This window comes from Duganella paludis, assembly GCF_054461335.1.
On sequence record NZ_CM136922.1, the window covers coordinates 6,013,722 to 6,033,221 of the forward strand.

The window sequence follows — 19,500 nt, forward strand, 5'->3', positions numbered from 1 at the left end:
GGAAAAAATTAGCTATAATTGCGACAACTTACATGTTTTAACGGCATCACTCAAGCCTCTTGTGATGACGACTGCTTCAGCTGTCACCGCCTACCTAGACCACGTAGCGACCGTGCCGGCCTAATTGATAATTCCAAAAAAACTACTTTTGAAGGCCTAGCATGAGCGCTCCCATTATTGTCACCAGCATTCACATTTGTGAAGATACTTATGGTACTTTCGACATCCGCGACATCCTGACTGCCGCAGGCTACGATAGCAGCGCCAACCCCTTGAAGATCGCCACGATGTCGGTGGTGTTGCCGAATAACACCGTCACGACCAAGGACACGGCGCTGTTCGGCAAGATCGATGGCGACACGATCTACGTCAATCCGGGTGCCTGGGCTACCCATTACAACGGCCAATTCGGCACTTTCGAGTTTGTGGTGGAAACCGTCGGGAAAAGCAGCAACAGCATCTCGCTGACCCTGCAGGTCATCGTCGACCCGGTCAACGATGCACCGACCGGCGCCAACAAGACCTTCACCCTCGGCAACGGCGCTCCCGTGGCGCTGGCGCAGAGCGATTTCGGCTTCGTCGACGCGGTTGAGCACGACGCCTTCCAGTCGGTGATCATCACCTCGCTGCCGACCGCCGGCCAACTGACCGTGAACGGCGTGGCCGTGGCCGTGGGCGCGGAAATCTCCGCCGCCGACATCGCCGCCGGCAAGCTGGCGTTCGAGCCTAGCCAAAGCGCCTCGGGTTCCTTCGACATCGGCTTTAAAGTGCGCGATGCGGGCGGCATGGTCGGCTGCGGCGCCGCCGACACCAGCGCCACCCCGAACTACCTGACCTTCAAGGTCCCGCCGGCCCAGCTGGGCGATTTCGTCTGGGAAGACAGCAACGGCAACGGCGTGCAGGACGCAGGCGAAGCAGGCGTCGCCGGCGTGACCGTTGAGCTGAAAGCCGCCGACGGCCACGTGGTCGCCAGCACCACCACCGATGCCAGCGGCGCCTACCACTTCGACGTCGACGCCGGCACCTATTCGGTCAGCGTCAAGGCGCCGGCCGGCTACGCTGCCGCGCCGCAGGGCCAGGGCGGCAACAGCGCCACCGATAGCGATATCGACGCCAACGGCAACACTGGCGCCATTGCGCTGACGCCAGGCAGCAGCAACAACACCGTCGATGCGGGCCTGTATCGTCCAGTCTCGCTGGGCGACACCGTCTGGTACGACACCAACCGCAACGGCGTGCAGGACGGCGGCGAAGCGGGCGTGGCCGGCGTGAAAGTCACGCTGCTGGACGCCAACGGCAACCCTGTGGCCGGCGCAACCGCCACCACCGACGCCAGCGGCCACTACCAGTTCAGCAACCTGAAGCCGGGCAGCTACAGCGTGCAGTTCGACAAGACCACCCTGCCGGCAGCTTACGACTTCACCGGCGCCGGCCAGGGCGGCAATGCCGCCGCCGATTCCGATGCCGACACCGTCACCGGCAAGACCGGTCAGGTCACGCTCAATTCGGGTGAGAGCAACCAGACCCTGGACGCCGGCATCATCGTGCGCCAGGCCACCGTGGGCGACCGCGTGTGGGAAGACAGCAACGGCAACGGCGTGCAGGACGGCGGCGAGCTGGGCGTGGACGGCGCCACCGTCTCGCTCAAGGATAGCAGCGGCAACGTGGTCGGCACCGTGGTTACCCACGACGGCGGCCAGTACAGCTTCACCGTCGATCCGGGCACCTACACGGTGTCGGTGGCGCCGCCGGCCGGCTATGCCTTTACCGATGCAGGCAAGGGCGCCAACGGCGCGCTCGACAGCGACGTCAACGCCAGCGGCGAAGTCAGCGTCACGCTGGGCGCGGACGAGCACAATGCCAACATCGACGCCGGCGTGTATCGTCCGGCTTCGTTGAGCCAGATCGTCTGGTTCGACGCCGACCGCGACGGCCGCCTGAACAACGGCGAAGCCGGCGCCGCAGGCGTCAAGGTCATCTTGCTCGATGCGAACGGCAATGCGGTCGATGGCGCGGTTGCCGTCACCGACGCCAACGGTCACTACCAGTTCACCGGCCTGCGTCCAGGCACCTACAGCGTGCAGTTCGACAAGAGCAGCCTGCCGGAAGGCTACAACTTCACCACCGCCGCCCAAGGCGGTCCAGGCGGCGCCGGTTCGGACGCCGACACCGGCACCGGCAAAACCACGCAAGTCACGCTGGCTTCGGGCGACGACCTGACCCTGCGCGCCGGCCTGGTGATCCAGCAAGCCACGCTGGGCGACCGCGTGTGGGAAGACAAGAACGGCAACGGCGTGCAGGATGCCGGTGAAGCCGGCATCGTCGGCGTCAAGGTCGACCTGAAGGACGCCAACGGCAACGTGGTCAAGACCACCACCACCGGCGTCGATGGCAAGTACAGCTTCACCGTCGATCCGGGCAAGTACTCGATCTCGGTCACCGCACCAAGCGGCATGACGGCCACCGGCCAGCACGGCGGCGCCGATGGCGTGGACAGCGACATCGACACCAACGGCCAGAGCGATCAAGTGACGCTGAGCCCAGGCCAGGTCAACAACAACGTCGATGCCGGCTTCTACAAAGCCGCCACCCTGGGCGACCGCGTGTGGCTGGACACCAACCGCAACGGCGTGCAGGACAGCGGCGAAACCGGTGTGGCCGGCGTCAAAGTGCAGCTGCTCGACGCCAACGGCAACGCGGTGGCCGGCGCCAGCACCACCACCGACGCCAACGGCAACTACAGCTTCACCAATCTCAAGCCCGGCACTTACAGCGTGCAGTTCGACAAGGACTCGCTGCCGGCCAACCACGTGTTCACCGACAAAGACCTGGGCGGCAACGACGCCAAGGATTCGGACGCCGACACCGTCACCGGCAAGAGCGCGCAAGTGACCCTGGCCTCGGGCGACGTCAACAACGACCTGGACGCCGGCATCGTGGTGGTTCAGGCCAAGCTGGGCGACACCGTGTGGGAAGACAAGAACGGCAACGGCGTGCAGGATACCGGTGAAACCGGCATCGCGGGCGTGACCGTGCAGCTGAAAAACGCCAGCGGCCAGGTGGTGCAGACCACCACCACGGCAGCCGACGGTAAATACAGTTTCACCGCCGATCCTGGCAGCTACACCGTGTCGGTGAGCGCGCCGGCCGGCTACAACTTCACCGGCCAGGATTTGGGCGGCGACGATGCCAAGGACAGCGATTTCAACGCCAGCGGCCAGAGCGCCAGCGTGGTGCTGAACGCCGGCGACAACAACACCAGCATCGACGCCGGCCTGTACAAGTCGGCATCGGTGGGCGACCGTGTCTGGCTCGACACCAACAAGAACGGCATCCAGGACAGCGGCGAAGCCGGCCTGGGCGGCGTGAAAGTGAAGCTGCTGGACGCGGCCGGCAACCAGGTCGGCGCCAGCGCCACCACCGATGCCAACGGCAACTATCTGTTCAGCAACCTGAAGCCGGGCACCTATACCGTGGTGTTCGACAAGGCCTCGCTGCCTGAAGGCATGGTATTCACCACCGCCAACCAGGGCACCGACGACGCCAAGGATTCCGACGTCAGCGCCGCCGGCGTATCGCACACCTTCACCCTGGCCTCCGGCCAGGTCGACAAGTCGGTTGACGCCGGCGTGCTGGCTGCCGCCACCATCGGCGACCGCGTGTGGATCGACAAGAACGGCAACGGCCTGCAGGACAGCGACGAAAGCGGCAAGTCCGGCGTAACCGTGGAACTGAAGGACAACACCGGCAAGGTCGTCAAGACCACCACCACCGACAGCAACGGCAACTATAAATTCTCGGTCGAGGCAGGCACCTATTCGGTCAACGTCAAGGCGCCGAGCGGTTACTACACCACCAGCCAGAATGTCGGCACCAACGACGCCATCGACAGCAATGCCGACAGCAACGGCAACCTGGGCAGCGTCACCGTGGCGGCCGGCCAGAACGTCACCAATATGGACGCCGGCCTGTACCAGAAAGCCCTCATCGGCGACAAGGTCTGGTGCGACCTGAACGGCGACGGCCTGCAGCAGTCCAACGAAGGCGGCGTATGCGGCGTCAAAGTCACGCTGCTCAATGAAAAAGGCGCGGTAGTGGCCACCGACGTTACCGATGCCAACGGCGAATACTCGTTTGCCAACGTGGCGCCGGGCAAGTACTCGGTCAAGTTCAGCGCAGTGGACGGCTACCAGTTCACCAAGCAGGACGTGGGCAGCGACGACGCCAAGGATTCCGACGCCGACGCCACCGGCCTGACCGCGCAGTTCACGGTCACTTCCGGCCAGGTCGACAAGACCCATGACGCCGGCATCGTCAAGCTGGGCAGCATCGGCGACAAGGTCTGGGAAGACAGCAACTACAACGGCATCCAGGACAGCGGCGAGAAGGGCGTCGATGGCGTCACCGTCAAGCTGTACGACGCGACCACCGGCGCGCTGAAGGAGACCACCGTCACCAAGGACGGCGGCAAGTACCTGTTCGATGATCTGGCGGCCGGCAACTACAAGGTCGAAGTGGTCAACAGCAGCGGCTGGTTCTTCACCAAGTCCGGCCAAGGCAACGACACCAACGATTCCGACATCACCACGGTGTCGGGCAGCAGCGGCAAGACCGGCAGCATCTCGCTGGGCCTGGGCCAGAACATCACTACCGAAGACGCCGGCATCTACCGCAAGGCCAGCCTCGGCGACAAGGTTTGGCGCGACGCCAACCACAACGGCGTGCAGGATACGGGCGAAGAGGGCATCGCCGGCATCAGCGTGTCGCTGTTCGACGCGGTGACCGGTAAGCAGCTCGGCTCGACCGTCAAGACCGACAGCAACGGCAACTACAAGTTCGTCGACCTGACGCCGGGTAACTACTACCTGCAGTTCGACAAGACCGACGTCAAGATGTACTTCCAGTCGGACAAGGCCACCTACAACATGAGCAACTGGAAGTGGGGCGTCAAGAACACCGGCACCAACGATGCGATCGACTCCGACGTGGCCGGCGACGGCAAGGCGCTGACCAACGTCACCAAGACCGACACCATCACGCTGACCTCGGGCAAGAACGACATGAGCTGGGATGCCACCATCACGCCGATCGCGATCGATCTGAACGGCGACGGCATCCACACCATCGCCCGTGACGACATGACCGGCAGCTTCGACCTGCTGGGCACCGGCAAGGCGATCCAGTCCGGCTGGCTTTCCAAAGGCGACGGTTTCCTGGCGATCGACAGCAACGGCAACGGCAGCATCGACGACATCAGCGAGCTGTTCGGCGGCGCCAGCAAGGGTTCGGGCTTCGCCAAGCTGGCCAGCTACGACAGCAACGGCGACGGCGTGGTCAACGCCAGCGACGCCCAGTTCAGCAGCCTGCGCATCTGGCAGGACGCCAACAGCAACGGCAAGACCGATGCCGGCGAGTTGATCAGCCTGGCGCAGGCCGGCGTGGTCAGCCTGAACGTCGGCTACACCGAGCTGCCGTTCCTGGACGAGAACAACAACCTGCACCTGGAGCGCAGCAGTGTTGTGCTGAGCAACGGCAAGGTGGCCGACATGACCGACGTGTACTTCAACGTCGCGGCGGCCGATGCGGCGGCGGCGGGCGTAACGGCCCCCACCATCGCCGATTTGTTGCAGGGCGTGACTCCGGCCGTCGAGCTGGTGGCGCAATGTGCGGTAGAAACAGCGATTTACGCTTAATTCACATTCATTTTTAAAACGAGAAAACACATCATGAACATCAAATTCGCACTCAAAGCCGTCGCTGTTGCCGCCACCCTGATCTTCTCCGGCGCCAGCCACGCCATCGACTACAACCCGGCCGAAGTGGGCATGATCTTCGACGCCGCCAACACGCCGCTGCTGAAACCAATGGCGCCGGGCGTGCAATTGGTCGAGGTTTTCACCCTCTCGGGCACCTCGGCGGGGACCGATATCCTGGCGTTCTGCATCGAGCCAAAGGTTGATCAGCAACCGCTGACCACCTACACCGAGGACAAGAATGCGAGCCTGCCGACCTGGTTCTCGAACAAAGGTTTGGCCGACCACAGCGCCGCAGTCAAGAAGCTGTTCAATAGCTCGTACGCCAGCCTGTTCACCGGTACCACCGATGAAATGAGCACCAAGCGCCTCGGCTTCGCGCTGGCGCTGTGGGATGTGGTGGCGGATGACGGCAACATCTACGGCGGCACTGGCCAAGCGTTCAGCGCGGACCTGGACGATGATATCGTCAAAGCTGCAGACGTCATGCTGCACGCCGCGCCGACCAGCGCACAGTACAGCTACTCGATCTACGCCGGCACCTCGTCGGCTGGCGCTTCGCAGAACCTGATCTCGGTATCGGCCGTGCCGGAAGCCGATACCTGGGCCATGCTGCTGGTTGGCCTGGGCATGGTCGGCTTCATGGGCCGCCGCAAGTCGGACAAAAGCGCCAAGTTTGAGGCTTAATACCTTCTGATCCTTATGTCAAAAGCCGCGCCGCGCAGCCAAGCTGCCCGGCGCGGCTTTTTTATGGCTGAGTTAGGCGTTTCACCCATGAAATCGCGTTTATATGGCACACTTCGGGCTTATCGAGTTTGATCCCCTCCGGAGCCCATGAGTATTATCAAGAATCTGCCGTTCGAATGGCTGGTCGGCCTGCGCTACACGCGGGCCGGCAAGCGCAGCGGACGCAATAGCTTTATCTCCTTCATCTCGCTGATTTCCATGGCCGGCATCGGCCTCGGCGTGGCGGCGCTGATCGTCGTGCTCTCGGTGATGAACGGCTTCCAGAAGGAAGTCACGGACCGCATGCTGTCGGTGCTGGCCCACGTCGAGATCTTCGACGGCCGTGGCGCCATGCCGGACTGGCGCGAGGCCGCCGCCGCCGCGCGCAAGAACCCGGAAGTGATCGGCACCGCGCCGTTCGCCGAAACCCAGGGCATGCTGATCCGCGACGACGTGCTGCGTCCCGCCATCATCCGCGGCGTGCTGCCGGAAGAAGAACCGAAGGTCTCGGACGTCGCCAAGCAGACCAAGCGCGGCAGCTTCAATGCGCTGCAGCCGGGTGCGTACAACATCGTGCTGGGCATCGAGCTGGCGCGCACCTTGCGCGTGAACCTCGGCGAGAAAGTCACACTGGCGCTGGCCCAGGGCCAGCCGACGCCGGCCGGCGTTCTGCCGCGCCTGCGCTCGTTCAACGTGGTCGGCATCTTCGAGGCCGGCCACAACGAGTTCGACTCGGCCCTGGCCTTCGTGCACCTGACTGACGCCGAAAAGCTGCTGCGCATCGACGCTCCGGCCGGCCTGCGCCTGCGCCTGAGCGATATGCACCGCGCGCCGCAAGTGGCGCAAGACCTCAAGCAGTCGATGGCGGGCGACCTGTTCGTGCGCGACTGGTCCAAGCTCAACGCCAACTGGTTCGCCGCCGTCCAGACCGAAAAGCGCATGATGTTCATCATCCTGACGCTGATCATCGCGGTGGCCGCCTTCAACCTGGTGTCGACGCTGGTGATGACGGTGACCGACAAGCAGGCCGACATCGCCATCCTGCGCACGCTGGGCGCCTCGCCGCGCTCGATCATGAAAATCTTCATGATCCAGGGCGCGCTGGTGGGCATCCTCGGCACCTTCATCGGCGTCGCGCTGGGCGTGCTGGTGGCGCTGAACATCGACGTCATCGTGCCGTTTATCGAACATTTATTGGGAGTGCAGTTCTTGTCCAAGGATATTTACTACATCAGCAGCGTGCCGTCGGACCTGCGCTGGCCGGATGTATTCAAGATCGGCGGCGTGGCCGTGGTGCTGGCCTTCGTCGCCACGCTGTACCCAAGCTGGTGGGCCGCCCGCGTGAAACCTGCGGAGGCGCTGCGCTATGAGTAATCTGCAACCTGTCGTCCTGTCCTGCCGCAACCTCGGCAAGACCTTCACCCAGGGCGCGTATTCGGTCAAGGTGCTGGCCGGCATCGATATCGATGTGCGGCGCGGCGAGCGCGTGGCCATCGTCGGCGCTTCCGGTTCCGGCAAGTCGACCCTGTTGCACCTGCTGGGCGGACTCGATACGCCGAGCAGCGGCAGCGTGACCCTGCTGGAGAAGGACTTCGCCAGCCTGAGCGAAACCGCGCGCGGCGACCTGCGCAACGCTTCGCTGGGCTTCGTCTACCAGTTCCACCACCTGCTGCCGGAATTCAGCGCGCTCGACAACGTCGCCATGCCGCTGATGATCCGCCGCGTCAAGCGCAGCGAAGCGACCTCGGTGGCGCAGCAGATCCTGCAGCGCGTCAACCTCGGTAAGCGCGTGTCGCACGTGCCGGGCGAGTTGTCGGGCGGCGAGCGTCAACGCGTGGCGCTGGCGCGCGCACTGGTCACGCAGCCGGCCTGCGTGCTGGCCGATGAACCGACCGGCAACCTCGACACCGCCACCGCGCAGCAGATCTTCGACCTGATGCTGGAGCTGTCGCGCACGCTGGGCACGGCGTTCGTGATCGTCACCCACGACATCGAACTGGCCCGCCGCTGCGACCGCGTGCTGCGCATGACCGAGCAGGGACTGCAGCCGGACGTGGTGTAAGCCGATGTGGATCGACACCCATTGCCATCTCGACGCCCACGAATTCGGCAACGAATCCGTGTCGCAGGCGGCGCTGGCCAAGGCGCAGGGTGTCGGCATGATCGTGATCCCGGCGGTGGAGACGGCCAACTTTCCCATTGTCGCGCAACTGGCGGCCGGCGTCGACAACGCCTGCTACGCGCTGGGCATCCACCCGATCTACGTGCCCCATGCCGCCGAGGACGACCTGCGCGTGCTGCGCGAGCAGGTCGCCGCCGCCATGGCCGACCCGCGTTTCGTGGCGCTGGGCGAGATTGGCCTCGACTTCTTCATTCCCATGCTGACCGAACCGGCCATGCGTGAGAAGCAAATCCATTTTTTCCGCGAACAGCTGAAAATCGCCCGCGAGTTCGAGCTGCCGGTGCTGATGCACGTGCGCCGCTCGCAGGACGTGGTGCTCAAGCACGTGCGCCAGATCCGTCCCAACGGCGGCATCGCCCACGCCTTCAACGGCAGCGAGCAGCAGGCGAGGGCTTATATCGATCTCGGTTTCAAACTCGGTTTCGGCGGAGCGATGACTTTTACGCGTGCCTTGCAGATCCGCCGTCTGGCGGCCGAACTGCCGCTGGAGGCCATCGTCCTGGAAACCGACGCGCCGGACATCTCGCCGGCCTGGGTCCATCCGGGCCGCAACAGCCCCGACCAGATTCCGCGCATCGGCGCCGTGCTGGCCGAATTGCGCGGCATGACGGTGGAACAGGTGGCCGCAGCCACCAGCGCCAACGCCCGCGCCGCGCTGCCGCGCATGGCTGTGGAATTGTAATTTCCACAAAGAATCTGCATCCAATTGTAGAGTTTCCATAGATGTTGTTTGGATAACAGTGCATAATCCAAAATCTTGACATCACTACAATGGAGAGCGGCATGAAATCATACGTACTCAACAACACCGCCGCAGTGCTGCTGCTGGTCCCTGTGCTTGGCTTCGCCGAGCCCAGCGAAGTATCCGAACGCGTGATCGACGTGCCCAAGTGCGCGGCGCCGTCGGCCCGCGTGGTGTTCACCGAATTCAAATGCAAGTCGGCGGACTGCTCGTCCGGCGCCGGCCAGCAGGACCCGCGCCAGTACCGTTGGTGGGAGCGTTCCGGCAATGTGTCGCAACCAAGCTACACCGGCGTGGGCACCGGCATGACCGAAATGCTGGCCACGGCGCTGACCCAGACCGGTTGCTTCGACGTGCAGGAACGCGCCGAGCTGGACGAGATCAACAAGGAACTGGCCCTGGTCGGCAAGAAGGTCGAGGCCGAAGCGGCCGACTACATGATCACCGGTTCGATCACCTCGCTGGGCTTCGAACAGAGCTCGACCGGCCTGGGCGGCGCCAGCTTCCTGCGCGGCCCGTTGGCCCTGCTGGCCGGCGCGGTCGACTTCAAGAAGTCCAAGGTGCACATGAACATGGATATCCGCGTGGTGGACGTCAAGCGCGCCAAGATCATCGCCTCCAAGACCTTCCAGGCCAACAACGAGAAGAACGGCTTCGGCATTTCGGCCATGGGCTGGGGCGGCGGCACGGCGTTGGGCGGCAGCCACGCCAGCATCAGCGGTTCGCCACTGGAGGAGGTGGCGCGCGACCTGCTGGTGAAGTCCACCGCCTTCCTGACCGAGACCATCGCGGCCAAGAACATCACTGAGCACGTGGCGGTGAAAGCGACCGACGTGCGACCGAAATAAACGTTTAACCCGGCAAGACGTTGCAAATACGCCGCAGGCCTGTCACCGCAAGGTGCAGCCCTGCGGCGTTGGTTTTGGGGCGCTACAGCATGCGCGATACTTAAAACAATATCGAACAGCGAAAAAAAACGATTGGATTGGGTGTTGCGATCTCCATAAGATGAATTGAGCGGTATTAAAACTGCATCAAGAAAAACTAAACAAAGGGAGACACCATGCACGACAAATCCATCCGCATTGCGGCCGTATGCGCACGTCCACTTTATTTGAAAATGTCCGTTGCCGCGCTCTTGGGCGCCGGCGTGCTCAGCAGCGCATCGGTGTGGGCGCAAGCGGCCGCCGACGCGACGGCGCCGGCCGACACGACCGTGGTCGTCACCGGCGTCAAGGCATCGCTGATCAAGAGTCTGGCGATCAAGCGCACCAGCGACCAGGTCGTGGAATCGGTGGTGGCCGAAGACATCGGCAAACTGCCCGATAACAATGTCGTCGAAGCGCTGCAGCGCATCACGGGCGTACAGGTGACCAACCGCGCCGGCGGCGAAGTCGGCACCTTGTCGATTCGCGGCCTGCCCGACGTCCAAACCACCTGGAACGGCCGCAATATCTTCACGGCGTCCGGCACGCAGGTCGCGCTGCAAGACATTCCTTCGACCCTGGTGCGCCAGATCGACGTCTACAAAACGCGCGATGCCAGCCAACTGGACACCGGCATTGCCGGCCAGGTGGACGTCAAGTCGCTGCGGCCATTCGATTTCAAAGGCCCGAAAGTGTCGCTGTCGGCGCGTGAAACCTATCTCGAGCCTGCGAAAAAGGCGAACCCGCAGCTTAGCGCCATGTTCAGCAACCGTTGGGACACCGGCATCGGCGAAGTCGGCGCCCTGGTCAATCTGTCGGCCAGCGAGACGAAGTACCGCAATGAGAGCGTGACGCCGGGCGCCATGGTGCCTTTCACCAGCCCGAATGCCGCCGAAGTGCCGCCAGGTTACACGCCTTTGCAGCGCATCTTCGACAACAATATATGGGCGCCTGGTACCCATACCGGCTTGCCGATGGCAGCCGGCTCGACGCTGAATTTCGGCGGCAAGGCTTATCCTTATTATTTGGCGCGCGACGCCGTGTTCCAGAGCGATCTGCAGGGCAAGCGCGAGCGTCCCGCCGCCACCGTCGCCTTGCAGTGGAAACCGGACAGCGATACGGTCTACACCTTCGAATCGATGTACAACGGTTATCGTGACAAGGCCTTCAACCAGTTGCTGTTCAGCTTTGTCGACTGGTGGGGCGACCTCGGCAGCAACCCTGCGAGCACGATTACGACGTATCCAGGAACCAACGTCATCAAGAGCCGTAAGGTCAACAACGTCTATGGCTTCAACAGCGGCGACTACACCACGTCGGCAACCGATTCCTATGTTTATGCCCTGAACGGCAAGTGGAACATTGGCGACCGCCTGAAGCTGGAAGGTGACCTGTCCTACCAAACCAGTACCTTCCACTCGGAATTCACGGCCACCCGGATCGATCGCGTCGCACCGTCGATCAACGTCGACTTCAACGCCGGCGGCGGCAACACGGCCTTCCACTTCAATAACGATGCCGATCTGACCGACGCGACCAAGTGGAATGTGGCGCAGTTCTACGATAACGCCAACCGCAACAAGGGCAGTGCCGCGACGGCCAATCTGTCGGGCGTCTACGATGCCGACTGGGGCGCGCTGGAGACGATCCACTTCGGCGTGCGCTTCGACGATCGCAAGGCGTCCGAGGCCAACCGGACCCAATCGGGCACCTTGAACCGCAACCTCGCCTCGCTGGGGCCGGAGTATTCCTCCACCAATTCGAACTTCGGCACCGACATCTCGGACGTCCCGCGCTCATGGGTGGAACCCAACGCCTACTACATCCGCGACCATATCGACGACTGGCGCAAGATGTTCAGCTCGACCGATGCGAACTTCCTGACCACCGACAAACTGCGCCTGCAGAAGACGTTCGGGGTCGAAGAAAAGACCAGCAACCTGTTCCTGATGGGGAACGCCAAAACCGAGCTGTTCGGCCATCGCCTGCGCGGCAATTTCGGCGCGCGTTACGTCAAGGTCGATACCGACATGACCTTCTACAAGGTTGATGCGACCACCAAGGCTGTCACGGCCTCCAGTGCCAGCAAGTCGACCAGCAAGGTCCTGCCTAGCATGACCCTGATTTACGACCCGGCCCAGGATGTGGTGCTGCGCGCTAACTACGGCGAAACCCTGCGCCGTCCGAACTTCGGTGATCTGAATCCGGTCCTGCAGCTCGGTGACGACGTGTCGAAGGTGGGTTATGGCTCGGGCAGCGGCGGCAATCCTGACCTGAAACCGACGCGCTCCAAAAACCTGGATCTGACGGCCGAGTGGTACTTCCAGAAGGACAGCGCACTGTACGGCACGGCGTTCAAGCGCAAGATCGACGGTTTGGTTGTTGGTTTGCGTCGCAAGGTGCACGTGGATCCGGCGAACGACCCGTTCCGCAACTCGACCTCGGGCGGCGACCATACCAACGGCTATGACTACGTCATCAACTCGCCGGTCAACGCCTCCGACGGCACGATCAGTGGCGCCGAGCTCGGCTTGATCTACTTCCCGAAAGGGTTGCCGAGCCTGCTGGACGGTCTGGGCTTCCAGGGCAGCTTTACGAAGCTCACCTCGTCGCAGAACGTGCCTGAGGCAAATGATGCCGGCGACATCGTCGCGCAGTTGAAGACACCGTTCTTCGGCGTGTCCGACCGCTCTTACAACGCCACCCTGGCCTACGAAAAGGGTCCGCTCAGCACGCGCTTGTCCTATGTCTGGCGCTCCGGCTTCCTGGCTAGCAACGAAGCCGCGTTGTTCGCCAATCCGATCGGTATCTGGCGTCATCCGGAGAAGAGCGTGGACATGCAAGTCTCGTACAAAATCAACGACAACATGTCGGTCGATATCAGTGGCGTCAACCTGACCAACGAGATGCAGCAGCAGTACTACCACTTCGGCAATGCGGGTAATGCGCAAGTGACCAATTTCGGTACGCTCCAGATCGGACGTTCGGTCTCAGTGGGTTTGCGCTGGAAGATGTAAGCTGAAAAGCAAGCGGCACCTGTAAAGCTGGCAGACCGCTGCAGTCAGGGTCGGACCCTCCGGGTCCGACCCTTTCGTTTTGGGGTCTAGTGACCGCTGACCGCCTTGGTCATTTCAGTCGTAGCAATCGCGGCAGCCTCCTGCTGCGCGCCTACCAGATTTGTGAACGCACGCTGCTGAATCGACGCAGCATTTTCCGCCAGCGCCGTCATGCACGACTGCGACGCCTCAATCCACGCCCGCGTAGCGTGCTCCTGAATGATCCTCGCCGAGCTGGTCCACAACTCATGACTGTTGTGCTCAAACGCGCGCTGATAGACGCCGAATATCTGATCCCACATCCCGCCCGAAGTGGCCGTGGCTGGAACAGTGAATTGGGTGAAATTGGGGAAGGGCAGCATGGCATTACCTCTCGGAAAGTGGTTGATAGGCGGGGTTGTGCAGCGCACAGGCGAGTATAGGCCGCAGACCGAAAGGGGGGCGTTCTCTAGCGTGGATGGATAGGCTGCATTTGATGTGTGTCAAACGGCGCATTGCGTGAGCGTGTCGCCGTTTTTTGTTTGCGTAGTATCGCTGCTGGGGAGGCGACGCTATGCGGATGGTTTTGATAGGCTTGGCGATAGGGGCGGCGTGCCTGCAGTTGCAGGCGGCCTTGCCGTCGCCGGTCGTCATGGTCGTGGCGGTGGCGCTTTTGCTACCTGCGCTGATTGTTGGAGTCAGGCTTGCGTCGCGCACGGCGCCCGGCGTGCGCGTGGCGGCAGGTCTGTTGTGTGGCGCGGCGATCGGTTTTCTGTGGGCCGCGTGGCTTGCGCACCGCGCACTGGCGCCGGAATTGGCGCTGGCAGATGAAGGGCGCGATCTGAAGATCGTCGGTACCATCGATAATCTGCCGTACCGCTTTGCGCAAGGCGTGCGGTTTAATTTTGCGGTGGAGCAGGCCGACGGCGTGGTGCCGCCGAGGATTGCGTTGTCGTGGTACTCGGGCTATCGCGAGCAGGTCAGCGTGGTGCCGGATGTGCGGCCGGGCGAGCGTTGGCAGCTCACTGTGCGCTTGCAACGGCCGCATGGGAACGCCAATCCCTACGGTTTCGATTACGAGGCGTGGCTGCTGGAGCAGGGCGTGCGTGCCACCGGCTATGTGCGGGTCGCGCGGGACAATCGTCGTGTGGATAGCTTTGTGTTCAGCGTCGGGAATGTGGTCGAGCATAGCCGCGCGCTGCTTCGAGATCGCATTCTGGCCGCGCTGCCGGGCAAGCCTTATGCCGGCGTGATCGTGGCCCTGGTCGTCGGCGATCAGCGCGGCATCGATCAGGCGGATTGGCAGGTGTTCAACCGCACCGGCATCGGTCATTTGATTTCGATCTCAGGATTGCATATCACGATGGTGGCGGGCCTGTTCGCGTGGGCCGCGTTCTCCCTGTGGCGCTGGTCGTTCTTCACGCGCGCGCAACTGCCTTTGCTGCTGCCGGCGCAGAAAGTGGCGGCGCTGGCCGGGGCGGGTGTGGCGCTGCTATACGTGCTGCTGGCCGGTTTCGGCGTGCCGGCGCAGCGCACCTTGTACATGCTGATAGTGGTGGCCGCCGCGCTGTGGTTCAACCGCCTGACCAGCATCTCGCATGTGCTGTGCACCGCGCTGGGCGTGGTGGTGGTGATGGATCCGTGGGCGGTGCTGTGGCCGGGTTTCTGGCTGTCGTTCGGCGCGGTCGCCATTATTTTGTATGCGACCGTTGGACGCACCACGCCGCAGGAGGCCCGTCCCGTAGCACCGGGCATGCCGCATGTTCCTGTGCAGCCGACACGCCGCGAGCGTATGGCGCTGGCCTTGCGCGTTGGAGCCCACACGCAGTACGTGGTGACGCTGGGACTGGTGCCGATCACCATGCTGCTGTTCGGCCAGGTGTCGGTGGTCAGTCCGCTTGCGAACGCGGTGGCGATTCCGTTGATTAGCCTTGTGGTCACGCCGCTTGCGCTGGTGGGCAGCATGCTGCCGCAGATGCTGGCCATGCCGCTGCTGGTGTGCGCGCATGCGTTGGTGGAAGGGTTGGCGCTTTGCCTGCAATGGTTCAGCGGCATGCGCTACGCGGTGTGGAGCGCGCCGGTGCCGCCGTTCTGGTTGTTCTGCTGGGCGATGTTCGGCACCATCTGGCTGCTGGCGCCGCGTGGATGGCCGGCGCGCTGGCTGGGCCTCGCGGCCTGGATTCCATTGCTGGCCGCCGAGCCGGCGCATCCGGCGCCAGGCCGCATGACCGTCACCGCCTTTGACGTCGGGCAGGGCATGGCGCTGTTGATCGAGACCAGCGGCCATCGCTTGCTCTACGACACCGGCCCCGCCTACACGCCTGAATCGAATGCCGGCAGCCGCGTCGTTCTGCCTTATTTGCGGGCGCGCGGCATTGCTACGCTCGATGGCATGGTCATTTCTCACAGCGATGCCGATCATGCCGGCGGCGCGCTGTCGGTGCTCGACGGCGTAGCTACCGGCTGGGTGCTATCGTCGCTTCCGCCGCAGCACGCCATCGCGCGCGCCGCTCGTCAGCATGTGCCTTGCGCGGCAGGGCAGCACTGGATCTGGGACGGCGTGCGCTTCGAGATGCTGCATCCGCAGGCGGCCAGCTACGCCAACCATGCGCTCAAGCCCAACGCGCGCACCTGCGCGCTGAAGATCACCGCCAACGGCAAATCCATCCTGCTGGCCGGTGATATCGAGGCCGAACAGGAGGCGCAACTGCTTGAAAGCGGAGCGCCAGCCTTGCGCGCGGACGTGCTGCTGGCGCCGCACCACGGCAGCGGCACCAGTTCGACCCGCGAGTTCCTGCTGGCCGTCCGTCCGCAGGCGGCGATCTTCCAGGTCGGTCATCGCAACCGTTACCGCCATCCCAAGAAAGAGGTCTACGACCGCTACGGCGCCATGCACATCCGCCGCTACCGTACCGACCAGGCTGGCGCGTTGACGCTGGAATTCGACGAAACCATACGAATTTCCAGCTACCGCCAGACCCACGCCCGCTATTGGCAGGCAGCGCGCCTGGACGGCAACCAGGGCGATAATTAGAGCGTTTCCACCAGTCTCCGAGGTGCTGTCCCATTACAATGGGGAAAATAACCATACGGAGACCGCTTGTGAGCAAGCCCAAGCTGCATTTCGCCCACGCCAATAGTTACCCGGCGGGCGTATATCGACAATTCTTCGCGACGCTGTCCGAGCACTTCGACATCCAGTCGCTCGACATGCACGCGCACAATCCGCAGTATCCGGTCAGCGATGGCTGGCCGCACCTGGTGGATGAGTACATCAACGAACTGACCAAGCGTTACAACGAGCCGGTGATCCTGGTCGGCCATTCCCTGGGCGGTATGCTGAGCATGATGGTGGCGCACAAGCGTCCGGACCTGGTGCGCTGCGTGGTGATGCTGGACGCGCCGGTGGTCGGCGGCTGGCGCGCCTTCGCCTGGCGCATGATCAAGCAGCTCGGCCGCGCCTACAGCGTGCCGCCGGCCAAGTTCTCCATCCGCCGCCGCAATGTCTGGCCAGACGCGCAGGCCGCGCACGACCATTTCGCCGTCAAGGACATTTTTGCCGCCTGGGCGCCGGGCGTGCTGGCCGATTACATGGACAGCGGCCTGAAGCCGCATCCGGACGGCGTGCAGCTGCGCTTCACGCGCGAAAACGAAACCGCCGTCTATGCCACCTTGCCGCATCACCTGCCACAATTGCTGCGCAAGGGCACGCCGGTGCCGATCGGCTTCATCGGAGGCGACAATTCCTGGGAGACCAGCCAGGCCGGCCACCAGTACACCCAGGCGCTGGTCGGCCGCCATTTCCGCATCCTGCCCGGCGGCCATCTGTTCCCCATGGAGACGCCGGCCGCCGCCGCCGAGGCGACCAAGGAAATGATCATGGAACTGTTATCCGTGCAATCTGGTAAAAAAGTTCTTAAAAATGAAGCGATAGCGTAAAATCCGGGGCATTGTGCAACTTTAGGAATGCCTTGCGATGACGATTAAAAGCGATAAATGGATACGCCGGATGGCGGAGCAGCATGGGATGATCGAACCGTTCTTTCCGGACCAGGTACGCCAGGAGGATGGCCGCAAGGTGATTTCCTACGGTACCTCGTCGTACGGCTACGACATTCGTTGTGCCGATGAGTTCAAGGTGTTCACCAACATCAACAGCACCATCGTCGATCCGAAGAATTTCGATTCGAATTCCTTCGTGGACATCAAGAGCGATGTCTGCATCATCCCGCCGAATTCGTTCGCGCTGGCCCGCACCGTGGAATACTTCCGCATTCCGCGCAGCGTGCTGACGGTTTGTCTGGGCAAGTCGACCTACGCCCGTTGCGGCATCATCGTCAACGTCACGCCGTTCGAGCCGGAATGGGAAGGTTATGTGACCCTGGAGTTCTCCAACACCACGCCGCTGCCGGCCAAGATCTATGCCGGCGAAGGCTGCGCGCAGGTGCTGTTCTTTGAGAGCGATGAAGTGTGCGACGTGTCGTACAAGGACCGCAACGGCAAGTACCAGGGCCAGAGCGGCGTGACCCTGCCAAAAGCGTAATTAAAGTGCCGGTCAGCGTTTGACCGGCAAGATCATTTCCACACAGAGGCCGCCACCGGCACGGTTGCTGGCCTTGATGCTGCCGCCGTGCGCTTCGATCACATGCTGGGCGATCGCCAGGCCGAGGCCGTGGCCTTCCGTGCTGGCGTTGCTGGAGCGGAAGAAGGGCTGGAAGATGGTGTCCAGGTCGGCCGGCGCCACGCCCGGTCCCCGGTCGAGCACGCGGATAATCAGTTGTTTCGCATCCGGCAGCGCGCGCGCCTGCAATTGCACTTCGCCGCCTTCCGGGCTGTGCTTGATGGCGTTGCGCACCACGTTTTCTATCGCGCGGCCCAGCAGATCGGCCTGGCCGATCAGCCCTACATCCGCTTCACCTTCCTGCACCACGGTGCGCTGCTGGCTGGCTGCTTCGTAGCGGGCGTCGTCGGCGATCTGATCCAGCAGGTCGGCCATGCTGATTTCTTCCTGGCTGGCGCGGATGGCGCCGGCTTCCAGACGCGCCAGCGTCAGCAGCTCTCCCACCAATTTATCCATGCGCACACTTTCACGTTCGATGCGCTCCATCGATGCGCTCCATTTTTCCGGCTGCTGGTGCGCCAGGCCGATGGCTGCCTGCAGGCGGGCCAGTGGCGAGCGTAGTTCGTGCGAGACGTCATGTAGCAGGCGGGTCTGGCCGTCGATCAGGCTGCGCAGGCGGGCGGTCATGCGGTCGAAGTCGCGGCCCAGGTCGTTGAGTTCGGTGCCGCTTTTGCCGCTTCGGCCACTCTCCTTGGCGAAGCGTGGCGCCAGGTCGCCGTTGGCGGCGGCGTCGAAGGCTTGCCGCAGTGCGCGGATGGGGCGTGAGAAGTACCATGCCAGCAATACCGAGAACAGCAGGCTGGCCAGGGTGGCGGCGGCGATCGGCAGCCACGGTCCCATCGGCTGGAAGCGCGGCCCCCACGGGCGGTCGCCCATGTTGCGGCGGTCGTCCATGCCCGGGCCGTCCGGCCCGGCGCCGGACTGCGGGCCTGCACCCGGGCCGAAGCCGGGAGCAGCGCCATCCGGCTGCGCGCCGGGTGGACCTGGGGGCGGGCGGTTGCCGCGCCGGTCGTCCGCGCCTTGCAGCACCGAGGCGGCCGTCATCGCCATCTGCGCACCGCCGCCCAGATTGGCCAGCAGCGGACGGTCCCCTTCGAGTCCGCGCTGGCGCTCGCCCGACGGCAGGAACAGCAGATAGCGCTTGCCGTCGTCGCCCTCCATCTGGCGCACCACGCGGCGCCGGCCGTCGTCCTTCAAGCGCACGCGCGACTCCTGCAAGGCCTGCGCGCTGACGATGCGGCCCAGCAGCTCGTGTCCCTGCTCATCGACCGCATACACGCGGTGCCGCTCCATATTCTCCAGCATGCGCTGCAAGGCCTTCACACCGCCAAACTCCAGCGTCGAGGCTGCCGCGTTGATGGCCATCTCGGCCGGCGGGCTGGTGTCCAGCGTGACCTGCTGGTTACTCTGCTGACTGCGATTTTTCCACCAGATAGCGCCGCCGATGCCCACCGTCGCGGTGAGCTGCGCCAGCAGGATGGACAGGAAAAACTTCCAGAACAAACGGCCCAAGTC

At 63.4% G+C, this 19,500-nt stretch carries 12 protein-coding genes; 10 read left to right on the plus strand and 2 right to left on the minus strand.

All coding sequences use genetic code 11. The annotated features are described in order from the left end of the window. The first annotated feature begins 161 nt into the window (after positions 1-161). The 7 genes from ACXZ1M_RS26630 (at position 162) to ACXZ1M_RS26660 (ending at position 13,346) form a co-directional block, all read left to right on the plus strand. A complete protein-coding gene (locus tag ACXZ1M_RS26630; RefSeq protein ID WP_459050609.1) occupies positions 162-5,693 on the plus strand; it encodes an SdrD B-like domain-containing protein in 5,532 nt (1,843 codons plus the stop codon). Positions 5,694-5,726: 33 nt separating this feature from the next. Next, a complete protein-coding gene (locus ACXZ1M_RS26635) occupies positions 5,727-6,440 on the plus strand; it encodes a PEP-CTERM sorting domain-containing protein (protein WP_459050610.1) in 714 nt (237 codons plus the stop codon). Between the two features lie 147 nt (positions 6,441-6,587). Beyond that, positions 6,588-7,853: a lipoprotein-releasing ABC transporter permease subunit gene (locus ACXZ1M_RS26640; RefSeq protein WP_459050611.1), complete on the plus strand. Its 1,266-nt coding sequence runs from the start codon at positions 6,588-6,590 to the stop codon at positions 7,851-7,853. Beyond that, entirely contained in the window at positions 7,846-8,541 is a 696-nt protein-coding gene (gene lolD, locus ACXZ1M_RS26645; RefSeq protein ID WP_459050612.1) for a lipoprotein-releasing ABC transporter ATP-binding protein LolD, read from the plus strand. The genes ACXZ1M_RS26640 and lolD overlap by 8 nt, the downstream gene beginning before the upstream one ends. 4 nt (positions 8,542-8,545) lie before the next feature. Further along, a complete protein-coding gene (locus ACXZ1M_RS26650; protein ID WP_459050613.1) occupies positions 8,546-9,343 on the plus strand; it encodes a TatD family hydrolase in 798 nt (265 codons plus the stop codon). A 101-nt stretch (positions 9,344-9,444) separates the two neighbouring features. After that, on the plus strand, positions 9,445-10,251 hold the full coding sequence (locus ACXZ1M_RS26655) for a CsgG/HfaB family protein (RefSeq protein ID WP_459050614.1): 807 nt from the start codon (positions 9,445-9,447) through the stop codon (positions 10,249-10,251). 215 nt (positions 10,252-10,466) lie between these two features. Beyond that, the gene (locus tag ACXZ1M_RS26660) at positions 10,467-13,346 is read left to right on the plus strand and encodes a TonB-dependent receptor (protein ID WP_459050615.1); all 2,880 of its coding nucleotides are present in this window, start codon (positions 10,467-10,469) and stop codon (positions 13,344-13,346) included. 86 nt (positions 13,347-13,432) lie between these two features. Here ACXZ1M_RS26660 and ACXZ1M_RS26665 read toward each other — a convergent pair whose 3' ends face one another. Then, positions 13,433-13,747 (minus strand): hypothetical protein, encoded by a 315-nt coding sequence (locus ACXZ1M_RS26665; RefSeq protein WP_459050616.1) that lies wholly within the window; start codon positions 13,745-13,747, stop codon positions 13,433-13,435. A 191-nt stretch (positions 13,748-13,938) separates the two neighbouring features. On the opposite strand from ACXZ1M_RS26665, the gene ACXZ1M_RS26670 reads away from it, so the two are divergent. The 3 genes from ACXZ1M_RS26670 to dcd all read left to right on the plus strand — a co-directional run bounded on the left by ACXZ1M_RS26670 (position 13,939) and on the right by dcd (position 17,907). Next, on the plus strand, positions 13,939-16,398 hold the full coding sequence (locus tag ACXZ1M_RS26670; protein WP_459050617.1) for a DNA internalization-related competence protein ComEC/Rec2: 2,460 nt from the start codon (positions 13,939-13,941) through the stop codon (positions 16,396-16,398). Between the two features lie 68 nt (positions 16,399-16,466). Then, a complete protein-coding gene (locus ACXZ1M_RS26675) occupies positions 16,467-17,303 on the plus strand; it encodes an alpha/beta hydrolase (protein ID WP_459050618.1) in 837 nt (278 codons plus the stop codon). A gap of 37 nt (positions 17,304-17,340) precedes the next feature. Then, positions 17,341-17,907 carry a dCTP deaminase gene (dcd, locus tag ACXZ1M_RS26680; RefSeq protein WP_373986704.1) on the plus strand — a complete coding sequence of 189 codons (567 nt, stop codon included), beginning with the start codon at positions 17,341-17,343 and terminating at the stop codon, positions 17,905-17,907. A 12-nt stretch (positions 17,908-17,919) separates the two neighbouring features. Here dcd and ACXZ1M_RS26685 read toward each other — a convergent pair whose 3' ends face one another. Next, a complete protein-coding gene (locus ACXZ1M_RS26685; RefSeq protein ID WP_459050619.1) occupies positions 17,920-19,497 on the minus strand; it encodes a sensor histidine kinase in 1,578 nt (525 codons plus the stop codon). Between the last annotated feature and the right edge of the window lie 3 nt (positions 19,498-19,500).

Coding starts and splice junctions, on each gene's coding strand:
- ACXZ1M_RS26640 (WP_459050611.1), top strand. CDS start 6,588: ATGAGTATTATCAAGAATCTGCCGTTCGAATGGCTGGTCGGCCTGCGC.
- ACXZ1M_RS26660 (WP_459050615.1), top strand. CDS start 10,467: ATGCACGACAAATCCATCCGCATTGCGGCCGTATGCGCACGTCCACTT.
- dcd (WP_373986704.1), top strand. CDS start 17,341: ATGACGATTAAAAGCGATAAATGGATACGCCGGATGGCGGAGCAGCAT.
- ACXZ1M_RS26655 (WP_459050614.1), top strand. CDS start 9,445: ATGAAATCATACGTACTCAACAACACCGCCGCAGTGCTGCTGCTGGTC.
- ACXZ1M_RS26670 (WP_459050617.1), top strand. CDS start 13,939: ATGCGGATGGTTTTGATAGGCTTGGCGATAGGGGCGGCGTGCCTGCAG.
- ACXZ1M_RS26650 (WP_459050613.1), top strand. CDS start 8,546: ATGTGGATCGACACCCATTGCCATCTCGACGCCCACGAATTCGGCAAC.
- lolD (WP_459050612.1), top strand. CDS start 7,846: ATGAGTAATCTGCAACCTGTCGTCCTGTCCTGCCGCAACCTCGGCAAG.
- ACXZ1M_RS26635 (WP_459050610.1), top strand. CDS start 5,727: ATGAACATCAAATTCGCACTCAAAGCCGTCGCTGTTGCCGCCACCCTG.
- ACXZ1M_RS26665 (WP_459050616.1), bottom strand. CDS start 13,747: ATGCTGCCCTTCCCCAATTTCACCCAATTCACTGTTCCAGCCACGGCC.
- ACXZ1M_RS26630 (WP_459050609.1), top strand. CDS start 162: ATGAGCGCTCCCATTATTGTCACCAGCATTCACATTTGTGAAGATACT.